This is a genomic window from Sphaerotilus montanus (assembly GCF_013410775.1).
Classification (GTDB): Bacteria; Pseudomonadota; Gammaproteobacteria; order Burkholderiales; family Burkholderiaceae_C; genus Sphaerotilus; species Sphaerotilus montanus.
Genome location: NZ_JACCFH010000001.1, coordinates 1,631,108 through 1,649,515, shown reverse-complemented (window position 1 = coordinate 1,649,515; position 18,408 = coordinate 1,631,108). Strand labels below are relative to the sequence as shown.

Annotated in this window: 18 protein-coding genes; 6 read left to right on the top strand and 12 right to left on the bottom strand. The window is 69.6% G+C overall.

Annotation, left to right across the window (positions count from 1 at the left end):
* The first annotated feature begins 39 nt into the window (after positions 1–39).
* Positions 40–1,539: a M20/M25/M40 family metallo-hydrolase gene (locus tag BDD16_RS07385; protein ID WP_179633351.1), complete on the top strand. Its 1,500-nt coding sequence runs from the start codon at positions 40–42 to the stop codon at positions 1,537–1,539.
* Here BDD16_RS07385 and BDD16_RS07380 read toward each other — a convergent pair.
* The 5 genes from BDD16_RS07380 to BDD16_RS07360 form a co-directional block, all read right to left on the bottom strand.
* Positions 1,520–2,245 (bottom strand): 5'-methylthioadenosine/adenosylhomocysteine nucleosidase, encoded by a 726-nt coding sequence (locus BDD16_RS07380; protein ID WP_218898028.1) that lies wholly within the window; start codon positions 2,243–2,245, stop codon positions 1,520–1,522. The two genes, BDD16_RS07385 and BDD16_RS07380, sit on opposite strands and share 20 nt — an antisense overlap.
* Before the next feature lie 47 nt (positions 2,246–2,292).
* On the bottom strand, positions 2,293–3,966 hold the full coding sequence (locus BDD16_RS07375) for a long-chain-fatty-acid--CoA ligase (RefSeq protein ID WP_179633350.1): 1,674 nt from the start codon (positions 3,964–3,966) through the stop codon (positions 2,293–2,295).
* Positions 3,967–4,082: 116 nt separating this feature from the next.
* Positions 4,083–5,507: an NAD(P)(+) transhydrogenase (Re/Si-specific) subunit beta gene (locus BDD16_RS07370; RefSeq protein WP_179633349.1), complete on the bottom strand. Its 1,425-nt coding sequence runs from the start codon at positions 5,505–5,507 to the stop codon at positions 4,083–4,085.
* Positions 5,504–5,827 carry an NAD(P) transhydrogenase subunit alpha part 2 gene (locus BDD16_RS07365; RefSeq protein WP_179633348.1) on the bottom strand — a complete coding sequence of 108 codons (324 nt, stop codon included), beginning with the start codon at positions 5,825–5,827 and terminating at the stop codon, positions 5,504–5,506. The genes BDD16_RS07370 and BDD16_RS07365 overlap by 4 nt, the downstream gene beginning before the upstream one ends.
* A gap of 2 nt (positions 5,828–5,829) precedes the next feature.
* The gene (locus tag BDD16_RS07360; RefSeq protein ID WP_179633347.1) at positions 5,830–6,960 is read right to left on the bottom strand and encodes a Re/Si-specific NAD(P)(+) transhydrogenase subunit alpha; all 1,131 of its coding nucleotides are present in this window, start codon (positions 6,958–6,960) and stop codon (positions 5,830–5,832) included.
* A 125-nt stretch (positions 6,961–7,085) separates the two neighbouring features.
* Here BDD16_RS07360 and BDD16_RS07355 point away from each other — a divergent pair, with 125 nt between their 5' ends.
* From BDD16_RS07355 to BDD16_RS07340, 4 genes are all read left to right on the top strand, one after another.
* A complete protein-coding gene (locus tag BDD16_RS07355) occupies positions 7,086–7,574 on the top strand; it encodes an NUDIX hydrolase (protein ID WP_179633346.1) in 489 nt (162 codons plus the stop codon).
* 5 nt (positions 7,575–7,579) lie between these two features.
* On the top strand, positions 7,580–8,698 hold the full coding sequence (gene mnmA, locus BDD16_RS07350) for a tRNA 2-thiouridine(34) synthase MnmA (RefSeq protein WP_179636043.1): 1,119 nt from the start codon (positions 7,580–7,582) through the stop codon (positions 8,696–8,698).
* 174 nt (positions 8,699–8,872) lie between these two features.
* Positions 8,873–10,639: a SulP family inorganic anion transporter gene (locus tag BDD16_RS07345; RefSeq protein ID WP_179633345.1), complete on the top strand. Its 1,767-nt coding sequence runs from the start codon at positions 8,873–8,875 to the stop codon at positions 10,637–10,639.
* Between the two features lie 74 nt (positions 10,640–10,713).
* Entirely contained in the window at positions 10,714–11,670 is a 957-nt protein-coding gene (locus BDD16_RS07340; RefSeq protein WP_310732849.1) for a DMT family transporter, read from the top strand.
* Positions 11,671–11,673: 3 nt separating this feature from the next.
* Here the strand turns inward: BDD16_RS07340 and BDD16_RS07335 are convergent, their stop codons facing one another.
* Together BDD16_RS07335 and BDD16_RS07330 are read right to left on the bottom strand one after the other, a co-directional pair.
* On the bottom strand, positions 11,674–12,162 hold the full coding sequence (locus tag BDD16_RS07335) for a hypothetical protein (protein ID WP_179633344.1): 489 nt from the start codon (positions 12,160–12,162) through the stop codon (positions 11,674–11,676).
* A gap of 39 nt (positions 12,163–12,201) precedes the next feature.
* On the bottom strand, positions 12,202–13,083 hold the full coding sequence (locus BDD16_RS07330; protein ID WP_179633343.1) for a hypothetical protein: 882 nt from the start codon (positions 13,081–13,083) through the stop codon (positions 12,202–12,204).
* Between the two features lie 118 nt (positions 13,084–13,201).
* Here BDD16_RS07330 and BDD16_RS07325 point away from each other — a divergent pair, with 118 nt between their 5' ends.
* Complete coding sequence (locus tag BDD16_RS07325; RefSeq protein WP_179633342.1) at positions 13,202–13,657, top strand: acyl-CoA thioesterase; 456 nt, start codon at positions 13,202–13,204, stop codon at positions 13,655–13,657.
* Positions 13,658–13,734: 77 nt separating this feature from the next.
* Here the strand turns inward: BDD16_RS07325 and BDD16_RS07320 are convergent, their stop codons facing one another.
* From BDD16_RS07320 to BDD16_RS07300, 5 genes are all read right to left on the bottom strand, one after another.
* Positions 13,735–13,989, bottom strand: coding sequence for a hypothetical protein (locus BDD16_RS07320; protein WP_179633341.1), 255 nt, complete (start codon positions 13,987–13,989; stop codon positions 13,735–13,737).
* A 124-nt stretch (positions 13,990–14,113) separates the two neighbouring features.
* Complete coding sequence (locus BDD16_RS07315) at positions 14,114–15,907, bottom strand: feruloyl-CoA synthase (RefSeq protein ID WP_179633340.1); 1,794 nt, start codon at positions 15,905–15,907, stop codon at positions 14,114–14,116.
* A gap of 34 nt (positions 15,908–15,941) precedes the next feature.
* Positions 15,942–16,655, bottom strand: a complete 714-nt coding sequence (locus tag BDD16_RS07310; RefSeq protein ID WP_179633339.1) for an ABC transporter ATP-binding protein — start codon at positions 16,653–16,655, stop codon at positions 15,942–15,944.
* Complete coding sequence (locus BDD16_RS07305; RefSeq protein WP_179633338.1) at positions 16,656–17,426, bottom strand: ABC transporter ATP-binding protein; 771 nt, start codon at positions 17,424–17,426, stop codon at positions 16,656–16,658.
* The gene (locus BDD16_RS07300) at positions 17,423–18,406 is read right to left on the bottom strand and encodes a branched-chain amino acid ABC transporter permease (protein WP_179633337.1); all 984 of its coding nucleotides are present in this window, start codon (positions 18,404–18,406) and stop codon (positions 17,423–17,425) included. Before BDD16_RS07300 ends, BDD16_RS07305 begins: the two co-directional genes overlap by 4 nt.
* Between the last annotated feature and the right edge of the window lie 2 nt (positions 18,407–18,408).

Below are 18,408 nucleotides of genomic sequence, written 5' to 3'. Positions count from 1 at the left end.
CCTCGATCAGGCGGCACGCACCGGCCTAAACTGAACCCCATGAACGCACCCGACCGCCTCCTCCGCCCGGACGCTGCCACACTCGGCCGCCATGTCGACGACACCTGGAACCGCGAGATCGTGCGCGAGCTGCACGACTACATCGCGATCCCGGCCAAGAGTCCGATGTTCGATGCCGACTGGGCCGCCAACGGCCACCTCGACACCGTGGTGCGCCGCGCTGCCGACTGGGTGACCGGGCGGCGCGTGCCAGGGCTGACGCTGGAGATCGTCCGGCTCACCGACGAGGCGGGCCGGCCGCGCACGCCGGTGCTGCTGTTCGAGATCGCCGCCACCCGGCCCGAAACCGCGGTCGGCGTGGCACAGACGCCGACCGTGCTGATGTATGGCCACCTCGACAAGCAGCCCGAGTTCACCGGCTGGCGCGCCGACCTCGGCCCCTGGACGCCGAAGCTGATCGATGGCCGGCTCTATGGCCGCGGCGGCGCGGACGACGGCTACGCGGTCTACGCTGCCATCGCCGCCATCGAGGCGTTGAAGGCGCAGAACATCCCGCATCCGCGCATCGTCGGCCTGATCGAGACCGACGAGGAAAGCGGCTCCGGCGATCTGCCCGTTTACCTCGATGCACTGCGCGACCGACTCGGCGCCGTCAGCCTCGTGGTGTGCCTGGACTCGGGCGCCGGCAACTACGGGCAGCTCTGGCTGACCACCTCGCTGCGCGGGCTGGTCAGCGGCGCGCTCAAGGTCGAGGTGCTCGACGAGGGCGTGCACTCCGGCGATGCCAGCGGCGTGGTGCCGTCGAGCTTCCGCATCCTGCGCCACGTGCTGGACCGGCTGGAGGACAGCGCCACCGGCCGGCTGCTGCCCGGGCAGTTCCACGTCGAGATCCCGGCCAACCGCCTCGCGCAGGCGCAGGCCACCGCCGCCGTGCTGGGCGACGAGGTCTGGAAACGCCAGCCCTGGGCCTGCGGCGCGGACGGCACGCCCGTGCTGCCGATGACGGCCGACCCGGTCGAGGCGCTGCTCAACCGCACCTGGCGGCCGATGCTCTCGGTGACCGGCGTGGACGGGATGCAGCCGCTGGGCAGCGCCGGCAACGTGCTGCGCCCGCACACGGCGTTCAAGCTCAGCCTGCGCCTGCCGCCGACGGTGGACGCCAGCCTGGCCGCCGAGGACCTGCAGCGCCTGCTCGAACTCGACGCGCCGTACAACGCCCGCGTCACCTTCCACCCGGACGGCCGCGCCGGGGCGTGGGGCGCGAGTGGCTGGGATGCGCCGGCGCTGGCGCCGTGGCTGGAAACCTCGCTGAACGCCGCGTCACAGGCCCAGTTCGGCGCGCCGGTCGGCTACATCGGCCAGGGTGGCACCATCCCGCTGATGAACCTGCTGCAGGCCGGTTTTCCACAGGCCCAGATGATGGTCTGCGGCGTGCTCGGCCCGAAGAGCAATGCCCACGGCCCGAACGAGTTCCTCGACGTGCCCTACGCCCGCCGGCTCACTGCCGCGGTGGCACAGGTCATCGCCGACCATCCCTGAGCCAGTGGCCGACGATCGCCGCGCTGGCGTGCGCGGCGACGGCGTCGATGAAGCGCAGGAAATCGACATGTGCGCTGTCGTCGGCGCGGTCCGAGATGGTGCGCAGCACAGCGAAGGGCAGGCCGAGGTCGTGGCAGACCTGCGCCAGCGCTGCGCCTTCCATTTCCACGGCGAGCGCCTCGGGCAAGGCCTGGCGCAGCGCGCCGCACTCGGCTGCGGCGCTGACGAAGCGGTCGCCGCTGATGACCAGCCCGCGGTGCAGCGCGGGGGCCGTGACGCCGAGCGCCTGCGCGTCCGGGCCGCAGTGTCCGGGTGTGCCCAGCACGGCGGTCGCCGCCTCGGCCAGCGCAGCGGTGAGCGCCGCATCAGCGCCGAACCGCGAGCGCCCGGTCAGCGGCACCTCGAAGCGCGGGAACAGCGGCGAGGCGTCCATGTCGTGCTGCAGCAGCGCCTCGGCCACCACCACGTCCCCGACCCGCACGCCGTCGCCCAGCCCGCCGGCCACGCCGGTGAAGACCAGCGACTGCGGCGCGTAGCGTTCGGCCAGCAGCGTGGTGGTCAGCGCGGCGGCCACCTTGCCGATGCCGCAGAGCACCAGCACCACGGGCGCCCCATGCAGCGTGCCGACGTGGAAGCGCCGGCCGGCGTGGGTCTGCACCGTGACGTCACGCGCTTCGGCGAGCAGCGCGGCCAGTTCCTCGGCCATCGCGCTGACGATGGCGACCGGGCGCACGGCCGCCGCCAGGTCCGCGCTCACGTCTTGCCGCGCAGCTCGCGCCGCAGCACCTTGCCGACCGGCGTCTTGGGCAGCTCGTCGCGGAACTCGACCACCTTCGGCCGCTTGTAGCCGGTCAGGTTCTGCTCGCAGTAGGCGCGCACGTCGAGTTCGGTCAGGGCCGGGTTCTTGCGCACGATCACCACCTTGACGGCCTCGCCCGTCTTGGCGTCCGGCATGCCGACCGAGGCACATTCGAGCACGCCCGGCATCTGCGTCAGCACGTCCTCGATCTCGTTCGGGTACACGTTGAAGCCGGACACCAGGATCATGTCCTTCTTGCGGTCCACGATGCGGAAGTAGCCGCGCTCGTCGACCATGCCGATGTCGCCGGTGCGGAAGAAACCGTCTGCGGTCATCACCTTGGCGGTCTCGTCCGGTCGCAGCCAGTAACCGGCCATCACCTGCGGGCCACGCACCGCGATCTCGCCGGGCGTGCCTGGAGACACTTCGCGGCCGTCGTCGTCCAGCAGCGCCATCTCGGTGTTGGGCAGCGGCAGGCCGATCGTGCCGGTGTAGGCCTTGCTGTCGGTCGGGTTGCAGCTCACGGTCGGCGAGGTTTCCGACAGGCCGTAGCCCTCGCAGATGCCGCAGCCGGTCTTCTCCAGCCAGAGCCTGGCGGTGGCCTGCTGCACCGCCATGCCGCCACCGACCGAGATCAGCAGGTGGCTCCAGTCCACCAGGTTGAAATCCGGGTGGTTGGCCAGCGCGTTGAACAGCGTGTTGACAGCAGGAAAGGTGTGGAACTTGATGCCCGACAGTTCCTTGAGCAGCCCCGGCAGGTCGCGCGGATTGGGGATCAGCACATTGCAGGCGCCGACCCGCATGCCCAGCATCATGTTCGTGTTGAAGCCGAAGATGTGATAAAGCGGCAGGGCGCAGATCTGCACCAGCTGCTCGCCCTTGGGCAGATTCCGGAGCGCGGGCTGGTACCAGGCGTCGCACTGCAGCACGTTGGCGACCAGATTGCGGTGCAGCAGCACGGCGCCCTTGCTCACGCCGGTGGTGCCGCCGGTGTACTGCAGCACGGCGATGTCGTCCGGGCCGACCGTGGCCGGCTTGAGCGTCATCGCGCGGCCCTCGGTCAAGGCGTCCTTGAAGCGCACGGCGCCCGGCAGTTCGTAGGCCGGCACCAGCTTTTTCACCCGGCGCACGACGAAGTCCACGACCGTGCTCTTCGGGAAGTTCAGCAATTCGCCCATCGAGGCCAGCACCACCGTTTTCACCGGCAGTGGCGTGCGCACCTGCTGCAGCGTGTGGGCGAAGTTCTCCAGGATGACCAGCACCTTGGCGCCGGCGTCCTTGAGCTGGTGTTCCAGTTCGCGCGGGGTGTAGAGCGGGTTGACGTTCACCACCACGTAGCCGGCGCGCAGGATCGCCGCCACCGCCACCGGGTACTGCGGCACGTTCGGCAGCATGACCGCCACCCGGTCACCGCGTTCCAGGCCCCGCGACTGCAGCCAGGCACCGAAGGCCTGCGAGAGGCGGTCGATCTCGTCGTAGCGGAAGGACTGGCCCATGTAGCGGTAGGCCGACCGCTCGCGGTAGTTCGCGAAGCTCTCCTGCAGCAGGGCCACCAGCGAGGGGTAGCCGGCCACATCCACCTCCGCCGGCACGCCGGCGGGGTAGTGCTTCAGCCAGATTTTCTCCATTCGGGATCTCCAATAACCGGAGACCATTCTGGCGGACGGTGCTTCAGGCGGGCATCAGGGGATACACCCCGACCCCGTGGTACCCGCACATGGGCCCACGGGGCCGGGCCGGCGCTTCACTCGATGGCCTTGACCATGTCCTCGACGACCTTCTTCGCGTCGCCGAACACCATCATCGTCTTGTCCATGTAGAACAGTTCGTTGTCCAGACCGGCGTAGCCGGCGGCCATCGAGCGCTTGTTGACGATGATCGTCTTGGCCTTGTACGCCTCCAGGATCGGCATCCCGTAGATGGACGAGCCCTTCTGCAGCGCGGCCGGGTTCACCACGTCGTTGGCGCCCAGGATGATCGCCACGTCGGCCTGGCCGAACTCGCCGTTGATGTCTTCCATCTCGAAGACCTGGTCGTAAGGCACTTCGGCCTCGGCCAGCAGCACGTTCATGTGGCCCGGCATCCGGCCCGCAACGGGGTGGATGGCGTACTTGACGGTGATGCCCTTGGCGGTGAGCTTGTGGGCGAGTTCCTTCACCGCGTGCTGGGCGCGCGCCACGGCCAGACCGTAGCCGGGCACGATGACCACGGTTTCCGCGTTGCCGAGGATGAAGGCGGCGTCGTCGGCCGAGCCGCTCTTGACCGGCCGGGCCTCCGCCTTGCCACCCGAAGCCGCCGCCGCGTCACCGCCGAAACCGCCCAGGATCACGTTGAAGAACGACCGGTTCATCGCCTTGCACATGATGTACGAGAGGATGGCGCCCGAGGAGCCCACCAGCGAGCCGGCGATGATCAGCATCGCGTTGTTCAGCGAGAAGCCGATGCCCGCTGCCGCCCAGCCCGAGTAGCTGTTGAGCATCGACACGACCACCGGCATGTCCGCGCCGCCGATCGGGATGATGATCAGCACGCCCATCACGAAGCCGAGGGCGCAGATCAGCGCGAACTGCGTCGGACCTTCGGTGAGCCAGAAGCTGGCCATCAGCAGCACCGAGGCCAGCCCGAGCAGCGCGTTCAGCTTGTGCTGGCCGGGAAAGGACACCGGCGCACCCTGGAACAGGCGGAACTTGTACTTGCCGCTCAGCTTGCCGAAGGCGATGACCGAGCCCGAGAACGTGACCGCGCCGATGAAGGCACCGAGCGCGAGTTCGATCCGGTTGCCGCCGGGGATCGGCGCGCCCTTGGCGGCGATGCCGAAGGCATAGGGCTCCGCGACCGCCGCGACGGCGATGAACACCGCCGCCAGACCGATCATGCTGTGCATGAAGGCGACCAGCTCCGGCATCTTGGTCATCTCGACCTTGTTGGCCATGTAGGCGCCAGCCCCACCGCCGACGACCAGCGCGCCCAGCACGTAGACCATGCCTTGCGCCGAGCCGGACGCCAGCTTGACGATCAGTGCCGCCGTGGTCAGCACGGCGATCGTCATGCCGACCATGCCGAACAGGTTGCCGCGGATCGAGGTGGTCGGGTGGCTCAGGCCCTTGAGCGCCTGGATGAAGCAGATGCTCGCGACGAGGTAGAGCAGGGTGACGAGGTTGAGGCTCATGCGTGCTCTCCCTTGGCTGCAGCGGGCTTCTTGTCCTTCTTGCGGAACATCTCCAGCATCCGGCGCGTGACCAGGAAGCCGCCGAAGACGTTCACCGCGGCGAGTGCGACTGCCAGCGTGCCCATGGTCTTGCCCAGACCGGTTTCAGTGAGTGCTGCCGCCAGCATCGCGCCGACGATGACGATGGCCGAGATCGCGTTGGTCACCGCCATCAGCGGCGTGTGCAGCGCGGGGGTCACGGTCCAGACGACGTGGTAGCCGACGTAGATCGCCAGCACGAAGATGATGAGGTTGATGATGGTGGGGGAGACCGCATCCATGTTCAGCTCCGGGTGACTTGACCGTCACGGGTCATGAGGCAGGCCGCGACGATGTCGTCGTCCATCGGCACGTTGAGCGCGGCGGCGTCCTTGGCCAGCACGAGCTTGAGGAAGTCGAGCACGTTGCGCGCATACAGCGCCGACGCATCCGCCGCCAGCAGCGCGGGCAGGTTGGTCTCGCCGATGATCGACACGCCGTGGACCTGCACCGTCTGGCCGGCGACCGTCAGCGGGCAGTTGCCGCCGCCGTTCGGGCCGCGGCCGGCGGCGATGTCGACGATGACCGAGCCGGCCTTCATCGCCTTGACCATCTCGGCGGTGATCAGCGTCGGCGCGGCGCGGCCGGGGATCAGCGCGGTGGAGATGACGATGTCGGCCTGCGCCACGCGCTTGGCGACCTCGACCTGTTGCCGGGCCAGCCAGCTTGGCGGCATCGGTCGGGCGTAGCCGCCGACCCCTTCCGCGGCTTCCTTCTCCTCGGCGGTCTCGTAGGGCACGTCGATGAACTTGCCGCCCAGCGACTCGATCTGCTCCTTCACCGAGGGGCGCACGTCCGACGCCTCGATCACCGCGCCGAGGCGCTTGGCGGTCGCGATCGCCTGCAGGCCGGCCACGCCGACGCCCAGGATCACGACGCGGGCGGCCTTCACCGTGCCGGCCGCCGTCATCAGCATCGGGAAGAACTTCTGGTAGCGGTCAGCGGCCATGATCACCGCCTTGTAGCCGGCGATGTTGGCCTGGGACGACAGCACGTCCATGCTCTGCGCGCGCGTGGTGCGCGGCGCGGCTTCCAGCGCGAAGCTGGTCAGCTTGGCGGCGGCCAGCGCAGTCAGACCCTCGCGGTTGAACGGGTCGAGCATGCCGACCAGCGCCGCGCCGGGTTTCATCCGCGTCAGCTCGTCCGCCGACGGCGAGCGCACCTTCAGCACCAGATCGCAGCCCAGCGCGCCCGCGGCATCGGTGATCTCGGCGCCGACAGCGGCATAGGCCTCGTCGGTGGCACTGGCGCGCAGACCCGCGCCGGATTCGAGGCGCACGGTGTGTCCCTGCGCCTTCAGTTTTTTCGCCGTCTCAGGCGTCACGGCCACGCGGGTCTCCCCGGCGGCCGTTTCTTTTGGCACTCCTACCAGCATCTCACCCCTCCTCGGTTGGGAAGGTTCAGCTTACACACAATGCATGAATCCCCCACCCCCGTGAGATCCCTCACTGACACGACCGCTCGCCCGGGCGAACTTCTCCAAGCCGGTACGATCGCGACATGAGTGAACATCGTTGGAAACCCAGTGTCACGGTCGCGGCCATCATCGAGGAGCAGGGGCGCTTCCTGCTGGTCGAAGAAGAAACACCCGACGGCCTGCGCCTGAACAACCCCGCCGGCCACCTGGAGCCGGGCGAGTCGATGCTGCAAGGCGTCGTGCGCGAGGCGCTGGAGGAAACCGGCCGCCAGTTCGAGCCCGACGCGCTGCTCGGTGTCTACCTGGCGCGCATGCACCGCCACCCGGATCCGGCCGAGGACATCACCTACCTGCGCTTCGCCTACCGCGGCCGGGTCGGCGAGCCGATTCCCGGCGCTGTGCTCGACACCGGCATCGTCCGCACCCTCTGGATGACGCCGGACGAGGTCCGCGCCAGTGTCGCCCGCCACCGCTCGCCGATGGTGCTGCGCTGCATGGAGGACCACCTCGCCGGCCGCCGCCAGCCCCTCGACACCGTCTGGTGCGAGGACCAGATCGGGCCGCAACCATGACGACCATGACCAAGCAGCGCATCGTCGTCGGCCTGAGCGGCGGCGTGGACTCGGCCGTCAGCGCCTGGCTGCTCAAGCAGCAGGGGCACGAGGTCATCGGCATCTTCATGAAGAACTGGGAAGACGACGACGACAGCGAGTTCTGTTCGACCCGGCAGGACTTCCTCGACGCCGCCTCGGTCGCCGACGTGCTCGGCATCGAGATCGAGCACGTCAACTTCGCCGCCGACTACAAGGACCGCGTCTTCGCCGAGTTCCTGCGCGAATACTCGGCCGGGCGCACGCCGAACCCGGACGTGCTCTGCAACGCCGAGATCAAGTTCAAGGCCTTCCTCGACCACGCGATGCGCCTCGGCGCCGACAAGATCGCCACCGGCCACTACGCCCGCGTGCGCCAGAACGCGACAACCTGCCGCTTCGAGCTGCTCAAGGGCCTGGACCCGAGCAAGGACCAGAGCTACTTCCTGCACCGGCTGAACCAGGCGCAGCTCTCGAAGACCATGTTCCCTGTCGGCGAGATCCACAAGACCGAGGTGCGCCGGATCGCGGCGGAGATCAACCTGCCGAACGCGAAGAAGAAGGATTCGACCGGGATCTGCTTCATCGGCGAGCGGCCGTTCCGCGATTTCCTGAACCGGTATCTCAGCAAGGAGCCAGGGCCGATCCGCGACGACCGCGGGCGGCTGCTGGGCGAGCACGTCGGCTTGAGCTTCTACACGCTGGGGCAGCGCAAGGGGATTGGCGTCGGCGGCGTGAAGGAGAAGGGCGCGGCGCGTGGCGGCGGCGAGCACGAGCCGTGGTTCGTCGCCCGCAAGGACATCGCGCGCAACACGCTCTACATCGTGCAGGGGCATGAGCACCCGTGGCTCAAGTCGCGGCACCTGCTGGCGGCGGACGCGAGCTGGGTGGCGGGCGAGCCGCCGGCGGGCGGGGCGCTGGCCGCCAAGACGCGGTATCGGCAGGCGGATGCGGCGTGTCTGCTGACCGGGCCGGGGGCGGTGGCGGGGGAGTTCGGGCTGCACTTCCATGACGCGCAGTGGGCCGTGACGCCGGGGCAGTCGGCGGTGGTCTATGACGGGGATGTTTGCCTGGGGGGTGGGGTGATCGCGGCGGTGGAGGCCTGAGCGGACTCCACGTTCCTGCCCTCCCTCTGTCATGCCCGCGAACGCGGGCACCCACGCCGACCTGAGGCGTGGTTGTACGGGGTGGGTCCTCGCATTCGCGAGGATGACGGGAAGGGATGCGGATGTCGTGACAGCGGGCTGTGGATCACATACCCCCTGGCCTATGATTCGCCCATGCCGCCCGCCGCTCTTCAAGTCCTCGCCCGCTTCCTCGGCCCCTGGGTCCGCAGCGTCAACGCCACCACCCTGCGCGCCGACGTGCAAGCGGGCCTGCTCGGCGCGCTGCTCGTGCTGCCGCAGGGCATCGCGTTTGCGTCACTCGCCGGCCTGCCGCCGCAGTACGGGCTGTACAGCGCGCTCGTCCCGACGGTGATCGCCGCGCTGGCCGGGTCGAGCTGGCACGTCGTCTCCGGCCCGACCAACGCCAACTCGCTGGCGCTGGCTGCGATGCTCGCGCCGCTGGTGGCCGCGGGCAGTCCGGGCTACATCGAACTCGCGCTGATGGTCACGGTGATGGTCGGCGTGATCCAGACCGCCGTGGGCGCGCTGCGGCTCGGCTTGCTGGCGAATTTCATCTCGCCGGCCGCGCTGCTCGGCTTCACCAGTGGCGCGGCGTGCCTGATCGCGATCCACGCGCTGCGCGACCTGATGGACGCGGGCGTGCCGCGTGGGCTGGGGCCGGGGGGTGTGCTGCTGCAGAGCTGGCAGCACCTGCCGCAGGCGAACCCGGGCGCCGTGCTGGTCGGGCTGACGGCGCTGGGCGTGGCGGCGGGCTTGCGGCTGAAGGCGGCGCGCTGGCCGTTCATGCTGATCGGGCTGGTGAGCGCGGGTGTGCTGGCCATGCTGTTGCCGGAGCGCTGGGCGGTCCACACCATCGGCGCGCTGCCGTCGCCGTGGCCGTCGTTCCATGTGCCGGACGTGGACTGGGCGCGGGTGCCGGACCTGATCGACAAGGCGCTGGCGCTGTCGATCATCGCCTTGGGCCAGTCGGTGTCGATCGCCAAGGCGATGGCGGCGCGCTCGGGCCAGCGCATCGACACCAACCGCGAGTTCCTGGGGCAGGGGCTGTCGAACGTGGTCGGCGGCTTCTTCTCGTGTTACCTGAGCTGCGGCTCGCTGAACCGCTCGGTGCCGAACCTGGAGGCCGGCGCGCGCACGCCGCTGGCGGGGGTTGCGTCGGCGGGGTGGCTGCTGGTGCTGGTGGCGGTGTCGTCGCCGCTGCTGGCCCGGATTCCACAAGCCGCGATCGCCGGGCTGCTGATCCTGGTCGCGTGGACGCTGCTGGACCTGCCGCGCTGGCGCCGTCTCGCCCGGCTGGACCGGACCGATCTGGCGATTGCTGGTGCGACGCTGGCGGCCACGCTGCTGCTGCGGCTGGAGATGGCGATCCTGATCGGCACCGGCTTGTCGCTGGTCGCCTACCTGTACCAGACCTCACGCCCTGCGATGCGCACGATGGGGTTTGACCGCACCAGCCCCGATCGGCGTTTCATCGTCCGCGGCGACACGCCGGGCGCGCTGCCGGAATGTCCGCAACTGAAACTGCTGCGCATGGAGGGCGAGATCTATTTCGGCGCCGCGACCCATGTGGCGGAACACCTGCATGCGCTGCGCGAATACGACCCTGGGCAGAAACACCTGCTGGTGATGACCAAGAGCATGAACTTCCTCGACCTGGCGGGCGTCGAGGTCTGGGACACCGAACTGCGCGAGCGCCGCGCCGCGGGCGGCGACCTGTATTTCCACCGCCCCCGCCCGCAGGTGATCCAGATCTGGACCCGCACCGGCTTTCTCGACCGGCTGGGGCGGGACCATGTGTTTCCCGACAAGCAGCAGGCGATTGCGGCGATCTATCCGCGGCTGGATCGGGAGGTCTGTGCGCGGTGTTCGGTGCGGGTGTTCCGGGAGTGTCAGGCGGATGATCCGGGGGCGGTGATCTGACCGGATCACCGGCGCCAACACGGCGCATCTTGTGACCTAGGGTTTTCCATTAGCCATTACAGTCTCGGCCTCCCGTGCTGTCACCGCTCTTCATGCCCACCGCTGCTCCCCGCCCCCTCCACGGCATCCTCTTCGTCATCGCCGCCGTCGCCCTGTTCGCCTGCTTCGACGCGGGTGTGAAGGTCGCCAGCGCGATCGCCTCGGTGGGGCTGGTGGTGTGGGCGCGCTACATGTTCCAGGTCGGGTTCACCGCGCTGACCGTGCTGCCGCGCCGTGGCACCGCGCTGCTGAAGACCCAGCGCCCGGGCCTGCAACTGCTGCGCGGCCTGAGCCTGCTGTCGCTGAGCGTGCTGGCCTTCTTCAGCCTGCAGGTGATGCCGGTCGGCGAGTTCACCGCGATCGTGATGCTCACCCCGCTGCTGATCACGCTGCTGGCCACGCTCACGCTCGGCGAGCGCATCCCGGCGCTGCGCTGGCTGCTGCTGGCGGGCGGGATGGTTGGCGCGCTGGTCGTGATCCGGCCCAAGGGCGAGGCGCATGACCTGGGCTGGGCGGCGCTGCTGCCGTTCGGGCTGGTGCTGTCGAACGCCGTGTTCCAGCTCATCACCAGCCGCCTGGCGCGCACCGAAGACCCCGCGACGACCCAGTTCTACACCGGCCTGACCGGCGCCGTGCTCACCAGCGTGCTGCTGCCGTGGAGCTGGCAGACGCTGACGCCGGCCGGCTGGGCGCTGCTGGTGCTGCTCGGCGCGCTGAGCACGTCGGGCCACTTCCTGCTGATCCTCGGCTACATGCGCGCCGGGGCCGCCACGCTGACGCCGTTCCTGTATTTCCAGATCATCTTCGCCACGCTGGTCGGCTGGCTCTGGTTCGGCCACGCGCCGGACGCGGCCACTCTTGGCGGCATCGCGATCATCACCGGCTGCGGCGTGCTCGGCACCTGGCTGTCCAGCCGCGAGCGGACCGGGCCTGTCGCCGTGGCCCTTCCGCAGCCACCCCAGGCCGGCAAGCAGCCGAACTGCTCCGCCTGAGCGCTAGCGCGCAGGTGCGGACCGCACCGCGCGCGCCGCCCGGCTCTCTGGCGTGCGGCTGTCGGAGAGGGCGTGCTGCAGCCCCTTCAGCGCGGCGGCCACCTGCGACGGCTGCCGTGCCAGCGCGGCCACCGCCACACCGAGCACGCCGGTGGCGATCTGCAAGGCCCGCTCCGTCTTGCGGATCCGTCGCAGCAGCGCCTCGGCCTCCCGGGTGGCCCCTTCGACCTCCTCGCGTGCCGCCTGCGTCAGTGCGCCGAGGGCCTCGATGCCCTGCGCCCGCAACTGCGCTGTCGCGTCATCGAGCTGCATCTCGACCGCTTCGAGCTGGCTTTTCTCGGCCGCACCGAGCCGCGGGCGGTTGCGGATCCGGAAGCGCAGCACCTCGCTGGAGACCAGCGCCATCTGGTCGGCAGCGTCGAAGAACGCGGCCGGATCGGCGGTGGTCGCGGGGGGTGTGGTCGGGGTTGGTGTCGGTGTCGTGGTGGCCATGGTCATCCTCTGCGCTCGTCTGGAATGTCGGGATCCGCTTCAGAACGCCTGACCCAGTTGCCGGTGGAGCCCCCGGACCTCCCGGCCCAGCTTGCGCACCTCGACCCACCGCTCCTGGGCGGACAAGGTGGTCAGGTGGGTACGCAGGTCGTGCAAGGCCACTTTCATCTGCGCCACCGCGGCACGCAGGCGGGCGATGGACTGCTGCCGCTCCGCCAGGAGCCGGGTCTGTGCGTGGAGGTCCATCAGCCACAGGCGCGAGGAGGTCGGTGACGCGGTCTCGCTGCGCAGCGCGTCGGCCAGCACGTCCTGGTCCGCCAGCCGCTGGCGCAGGTAGGCGCCGTGGACCCGCTCGGCATGGACCACCAGCGCATCGGCCAGCGCGCCCACGGCTTCTTCATGGCCGAGCGCCTCCGCGATCGCCTCCTGCTTCGAGCGGGCGCTCGCCCCGCGCGAGACGAAGCGCAGCAGGTTGCCGATCGCGCCCAGCTGGTCCCGCGGCGCGTCCTGGAACTGCTCCAGCTTCCCGGCCAAGGCCTCGTGGTTCTCGCCGATCGCCTCGGTGCCACCGCTACCGCCGCTGCCGTCGTCGGCGAGTGCCATGAGCTGGCTGGCGTAGTCGGCCAGAGCGCGGCTCATGGCCTGCGCGGTGCCGTTGCTGTCCTCGATCGGCCGGCAGGACTGGGTCGCGCGCTGCCACGCTGCCTCGGCATCGAACCCGGACAGCGGCGCGTCGGTCGTGTAGACCCGCCGGTGCAGGAACGCCAGCCGGCATTGCTCGACGGCCTGACCCAGCATCGGATCGAAGGCTTCGCTGATCCGGCGGGTTTCCTCGGCGAAGCCGCGCACGGCCTTCAGATTGGCGCATCCGGACAGCAGGGTGACGCACAGCAGAACCAGACCGACACCGACACGGCGCATGGAGCACTCCCGAACAGGACCATCGGGTGAGCCAGGCACCCGCTGGGGGCACGGTACCCCGAAGCGCATGCGCCGGCATCCGCTACATGGAGGATGCGCCCGGTGCCACACTGCGCCCATGAGCAACACCCTCACCCACACCTACCTGCTGCGCGTCGAGTTCGGCGACTGCGACCCGGCGCAGATCGTCTGGTTTCCCAACTTCTTCCGCTGGGTCGATGCCGCGAGCCGGCACTTCTTCGTCCAGTGCGGCCTGCCGAGCTGGAAGGAGACCGAGCGCGAGCGCGGCATCCTCGGCACGCCGCTGGTCGACACGCAGGCGAAGTTCCTGCGTCCCGCCTCCTATGGCGACGCGCTGGCGATCGACTCCAGCGTCACCGAATGGCGCCGCAAGAGCTTCGTCATGACCCACCGCATCCGCCGTGGCGAGACGCTGCTGGTGGAGATCACCGAGGTGCGTGTCTTCGCCCGCCGCAAGGGCGACGGCAGCGACCCGCACGCGATCGAGGCCGTGCCGGTGCCGGCCGACTGGCGCCAGTTGTGCGCTGCGGCGGAAGCGGTCTGCGTGCGCTGACCGGGCAGGGGCGATGGCGTCACCGGCGCCGGTCCGGTCGTCCCGCCGGCGCTGGCGAAGGCCTCGTTCGACGCGGACTAGCTGTCGCTGTCGACCGGATGCTGTCGGCTGTGGAGCTCGAAGGTCAGCGTGTTCAGCCCGAACTGCGGCCGGTACACCGCGGTGGGCCACAGGCAGGGCCAGAGCAGCAGCAGAAAGACCGCCAGGATCAGCCGTGAGCGCAGGCCGTCCCGACGGGTTTCCTGCATCAGGGCACTGAGTGGCCCGACGTTCAGCAGGAGCAGCCCGATGCCCAGGTACAGGCCCAGCAGGATGACCAGAAAGTGTTGCATGGGCGCCATGCTAGACACAATTGGTTCCAATTGGTACCTGTCGGCCATCCCCTGATCCCTGCAGATGCGGGGGTGATCGGAGGGGGGGCGCGGGGTTTTGGTTTTCTGGCGCGGCTCGTTCAGTTCAGGCGCGCAGCCCGTCCGGGCCGTGGAGGGCGAGCACGGCTGCAGCCCGCCGCGCCAGCACGGCGCGCTGGTTCAGGTAACCCTTGTCGGTGATCTCGCCCGCGTCCACGCTGGGGGGCTCGTCCAGGATCAGCGCGCAGACGGGGGTCTGCGACGAACCGCCGCCCTCGGCCTTCATCGCCCGCAGCCCGGCGCGCAGATGGGCGTCCAGTTCGGCCCGCGGCAGCGCCTTGGCCTGCGGCGTCGGGAAGACCAGCAGGCCGATCTCCTCGCGCTCGTGGCCGGTGATGACGACGTCGGCCACGTGCGGCGCCAGCGCGGTGACGGCGCGCACCCGCAGCGTGCCGACGCTGACCCAGGTGCCGCTGAGCAGCTTGAAGTCCTCGGCCACGCGCCCGTCGAAGACGATGCCGCGCTCGGGGCGGGTCTCGTCGAGCAGCTTCGCGGCGTCGCCGATGCAGTAATAACCGTCCTCGTCGAACGCCTTGGCGGTGACCTCGGGCGCGTGTCGGTATTCGGAAAACACGCTCGGTCCGCGCACCCGGATCTCCAGCTTGCCGCCGTTGGGCAGCAGCTTCAGTTCGATCCCGGGCAGCGGCAGGCCGATGCAGCCGGCGCGGTCGATGCGCCAGTGCACGCTGGTGACGGCGGGTGCGGTTTCGGTCGCGCCCCACGACGAGGTGAACCACAGCGGCCGGTTGCGCACCTTGGCGACCACGGCTTCGAGCCTTGCCCAGAGGCTTTGCGGCAATGCGGCCCCCGCGTAGAACACGCCTTCGAGGTTCTCGATCACGTCTCGGGCCAGCGCCTCGTCCGCTTCGAGGTAGGGCAGCAGCATGTCGAAGCCGCGCGGCACATTGAAGTGGAAGTTCGGCCGCACATCGCGCAGGTTGGCCACCGTCTTCTCGATCAGCCCTGGTACCGGGCGGCCCTCGTCGACCCAGAGGCTGCCGCCGTGGGCGAGCACCATGTGGAAGTTGTGGTTGCCGCCGAAGGTGTGGCTCCAGGGCAGCCAGTCGAGCAGGCGCAACTGGTGGCGCGTGAGGAAGGGCCAGGCCTGCGCGATCTGCTTCTGGTTGGCGCAGAGCATGCGGTGGCTGTTGACGACCACCTTGGGCACGCCGGTCGAGCCGGAGGTCAGCAGGTACTTGGCCGGCCAGTGCGGGCGGATCGCGGCGAAGGCGTTCATCACGGCCGGCGACTCTTCGCGGTCGAGCAGTTCGGCGAAGGAGCGTGCGCCATCGAAGGCCGCCGCGTTCTGGCTGAACACCACTGGCACGTCGCGTCCCCGCGGCCAGGCGCGCACCGGCGGGCCGTAGACACCCGGATCGACGGCGTAGACCAGCCCGGGGTCGAGCGCATCGAGGATGGCGTGGATCTTCTCGAAGTCCTTGGTCAGCCGGCAGTAGGCGCTCGACACGGTGCAGGCCACGCGGCCGAGGTGCATCGTCGCCAGGATCAGCAGCGCGTGGTCCACGCTGTTGTCCGACAGGATCACGACCGGCTTGTCGGCGGGCAGGTCGAGGTCCAACTGCGCCTGCGCGAGCCGGCCGACCGCGTCGCGTGTCTGGCGGTAGGTGAGCTGGCGCCAGCCGCCGGTGGCGTCGCGTTCGGCCAGGAACACCGCGTCGGGCGTCGTGTCGGCCCAGTGCTCCAGCCACTCGCCGATGCAGCGCACGAAGGGCTGCAGCGGCTCCGGCGAGCGCAGGATGAAGCCCCCACCGGGCAGGTCTTCGCGCAGCACCCGCGGCGGGGCGAGGGCCGCGGCGTCGTCGAACAGCATCAGGTCCATGTCGTGTCTCCTTGGGTTCTTGTCGGGGCAGACCTCAGACGCCGAGGAAGCCCGCCAGCTCTGAACTGCCGCGCAGCGCCTCGGACGGTCCCTCCAGCACGATGCGCCCCTTCTGCATCACCACCAGCCGATCCGACTCGTTGCAGACCTTGCGGTAGTCGCGGTCGACGATCAGCGTGGCGATGCCGGTGCGGCGGATGCTGGCGATGACGCGCCAGATCTCGGCGACGATCAGCGGCGCGAGACCCTCGGTGGCCTCGTCGAGGATGACCGCGTCGGGGTTGGTCATCAGCGCGCGGCCGATCGAGAGCATCTGCTGCTCGCCGCCGGAGAGCTGGCTGCCGAGGTTCGTCAGCCGCTCGGACAGGCGTGGGAAGGTCTCCATCACGCGCTCGTAGGTCCAGTCCTTCTGACCCCGGGTGCCGGCGCGGGCTGCCATCACGAGGTTCTCGCGCACGCTCAGCGTCGGGAAGATGCCGCGGCCCTCGGGCACATAGGCCACGCCCAGCTGTGCCACCTGGTGCGGCATGCCCTTGGACAAGTCCTTGCCCGCCACCTGGATGCGCCCCTCGCGCTGGCGCACATGGCCGAGCAGCGTGCGGATCAGCGTGGACTTGCCCATGCCGTTGCGCCCGAGCAGGCCGACCGTCTCGCCCTTCGCGAGCTTGAAGTCCAGGCCGTGCAGGATGTGGCTGCTGCCGTACCAGGCCTGCACACCCTGCGCGTCGATGATCAGTGGTGCCGACATTCAATGGCCTCCCAGGTAAGCGGCCTGCACGTCGCGGTTGTTGCGCACCTCGTCGGGCGTGCCGGTGGCGATCACCGCGCCGTTGACCATCACGGTGATCCGGTCGGCCACCGCGAACACCGCGTCCATGTCGTGCTCGACCAGCAGGATCGCGTGCCCCGTCTTCAGCTCGCGCAGCAGGTCGAGCATCCGGTGCGACTCCTCCGGCCCCATGCCCGCCAGCGGCTCGTCCAGCAGCAGCACCCGCGGCTCGGTCGCCAGGCACATCGCGATCTCCAACTGGCGCTTCTGGCCGTGCGACAGGCTGGCCGCCGTGCGCTGCGCGAATGCAGTGAGTCCTGCGCGCTCGATCGCCGCCTTGGCCCGCCCGGTGCTGGTGCGGCACGCCTGCGCCGACTCCCACCACGCAAACGGCCGCTGCACCCGCGCCTGTGCGGCGAGCCGGCAGTTTTCCGCCACCGTCAGCGGCAGGAAGATGTTGTTGCGCTGGTAGCTGCGGCCGATGCCGGCGTGCGCTAGCTTCGGTTGCGGCCAGCGGGTTACGTCCTGGCCGTCGAGCAGCACCTCGCCGCTGCTGGGCGGCAGCTCGCCCGAGAGCAGGTTGATCAGCGTCGACTTGCCCGCGCCGTTGGTGCCGATGACAGCGTGGATCTCGCCTTCAAACAGCGCCACCGACACCTTGTCCACCGCGACCAGCGCGCCGAAGCGGCGGGTGAGGGCGCGCGCTTCGAACAGCGCTGCACCGGAAGCGGATGTCTTGGCCGTGCTCATGCCGCCTCCTTGCGTTGCTGCAGCCGCGACCACACGCCCGCCAGCCCCTGCGGCAGCAGCGCCACCGCGACGATGATGAACCCGCCGAACAGCAACTGCCAGTGCTTGGTCAGCGCCGAGAACCACTCCGACAGCAGCACGAACGCAAACGCCCCCACCACCGCCCCGCCCAGGCTGCCCAGCCCGCCGAGGATGATCATCACCAGCGCGTTGCCGCTGTAGTGCCACGACAGGATCTCGGGTGTCACGAAGCCGTACTGCGCCGCATAGAGGAAGCCGCCCAGCCCGGCCAGCATCCCGGCGACGACGAAGCTCGCCAGCTTGTAGAGCAGCGTCGAGTAGCCGGCTGCCCGCATGCGCTGCTCGTTGTGCTTGATGCCGATCAGCGCATGCCCGAAGCGCGAGCGCAGCACCAGCGTCAGCACCCCCAGCGTCAGCCCGAGCGCGCCCAGCACGAACCAGTAGAAGCTGTTGGCCTGCTCCAGATCGATCCACTGCCAGCCCGCGATCGCCAGCGCCGGCTTGAAGTAGACATAGGCGCCGTCACTGCCCCCGGCGATCGACGTGTCGTGGAAGACGAAGTAGACGAGCTGCCCGAAGGCCAGCGTCACCATGATGAAGTAGATGCCCTGCGTGCGCATCACCAGCGCGCCGATGACGAGCGCGAGCAGCCCCGCGCCGCCGACCGCCGCCAGCAGCATCAGCCAGCCGTTGCCCGCCTCGCCCATCGGCGCCAGCATCGCCACCGCGTAGGCGCCGAAGCCGAAGAACGCCGCGTGCCCGAGGCTCACCAGCCCGGTGTAGCCGACCAGCAGTTGCAGGCTGGCCGCGAAGATCGACATGATCATCACCTTGGCGAGCAGCTCGGTGTGGAACTTGCCGCCGATCGGCTCGGGCAGCAGCGGGAACACCGCCAGCAGCGCGAAGGCGATCACCCAGGCGACCACGGACAGCGACGAAAGAGGTTTGCTTGAAGTCATCG

Bases quoted from the DNA above. Each gene is read 5' to 3' on its own strand.
- BDD16_RS07385 (WP_179633351.1), top strand. From the start codon at position 40: ATGAACGCACCCGACCGCCTCCTCCGCCCGGACGCTGCCACACTCGGC.
- BDD16_RS07380 (WP_218898028.1), bottom strand. From the start codon at position 2,245: ATGGCCGAGGAACTGGCCGCGCTGCTCGCCGAAGCGCGTGACGTCACG.
- BDD16_RS07375 (WP_179633350.1), bottom strand. From the start codon at position 3,966: ATGGAGAAAATCTGGCTGAAGCACTACCCCGCCGGCGTGCCGGCGGAG.
- BDD16_RS07370 (WP_179633349.1), bottom strand. From the start codon at position 5,507: ATGAGCCTCAACCTCGTCACCCTGCTCTACCTCGTCGCGAGCATCTGC.
- BDD16_RS07365 (WP_179633348.1), bottom strand. From the start codon at position 5,827: ATGGATGCGGTCTCCCCCACCATCATCAACCTCATCATCTTCGTGCTG.
- BDD16_RS07360 (WP_179633347.1), bottom strand. From the start codon at position 6,960: ATGCTGGTAGGAGTGCCAAAAGAAACGGCCGCCGGGGAGACCCGCGTG.
- BDD16_RS07355 (WP_179633346.1), top strand. From the start codon at position 7,086: ATGAGTGAACATCGTTGGAAACCCAGTGTCACGGTCGCGGCCATCATC.
- mnmA (WP_179636043.1), top strand. From the start codon at position 7,580: ATGACCAAGCAGCGCATCGTCGTCGGCCTGAGCGGCGGCGTGGACTCG.
- BDD16_RS07345 (WP_179633345.1), top strand. From the start codon at position 8,873: ATGCCGCCCGCCGCTCTTCAAGTCCTCGCCCGCTTCCTCGGCCCCTGG.
- BDD16_RS07335 (WP_179633344.1), bottom strand. From the start codon at position 12,162: ATGGCCACCACGACACCGACACCAACCCCGACCACACCCCCCGCGACC.
- BDD16_RS07330 (WP_179633343.1), bottom strand. From the start codon at position 13,083: ATGCGCCGTGTCGGTGTCGGTCTGGTTCTGCTGTGCGTCACCCTGCTG.
- BDD16_RS07325 (WP_179633342.1), top strand. From the start codon at position 13,202: ATGAGCAACACCCTCACCCACACCTACCTGCTGCGCGTCGAGTTCGGC.
- BDD16_RS07320 (WP_179633341.1), bottom strand. From the start codon at position 13,989: ATGCAACACTTTCTGGTCATCCTGCTGGGCCTGTACCTGGGCATCGGG.
- BDD16_RS07315 (WP_179633340.1), bottom strand. From the start codon at position 15,907: ATGGACCTGATGCTGTTCGACGACGCCGCGGCCCTCGCCCCGCCGCGG.
- BDD16_RS07310 (WP_179633339.1), bottom strand. From the start codon at position 16,655: ATGTCGGCACCACTGATCATCGACGCGCAGGGTGTGCAGGCCTGGTAC.
- BDD16_RS07305 (WP_179633338.1), bottom strand. From the start codon at position 17,426: ATGAGCACGGCCAAGACATCCGCTTCCGGTGCAGCGCTGTTCGAAGCG.
- BDD16_RS07300 (WP_179633337.1), bottom strand. From the start codon at position 18,406: ATGACTTCAAGCAAACCTCTTTCGTCGCTGTCCGTGGTCGCCTGGGTG.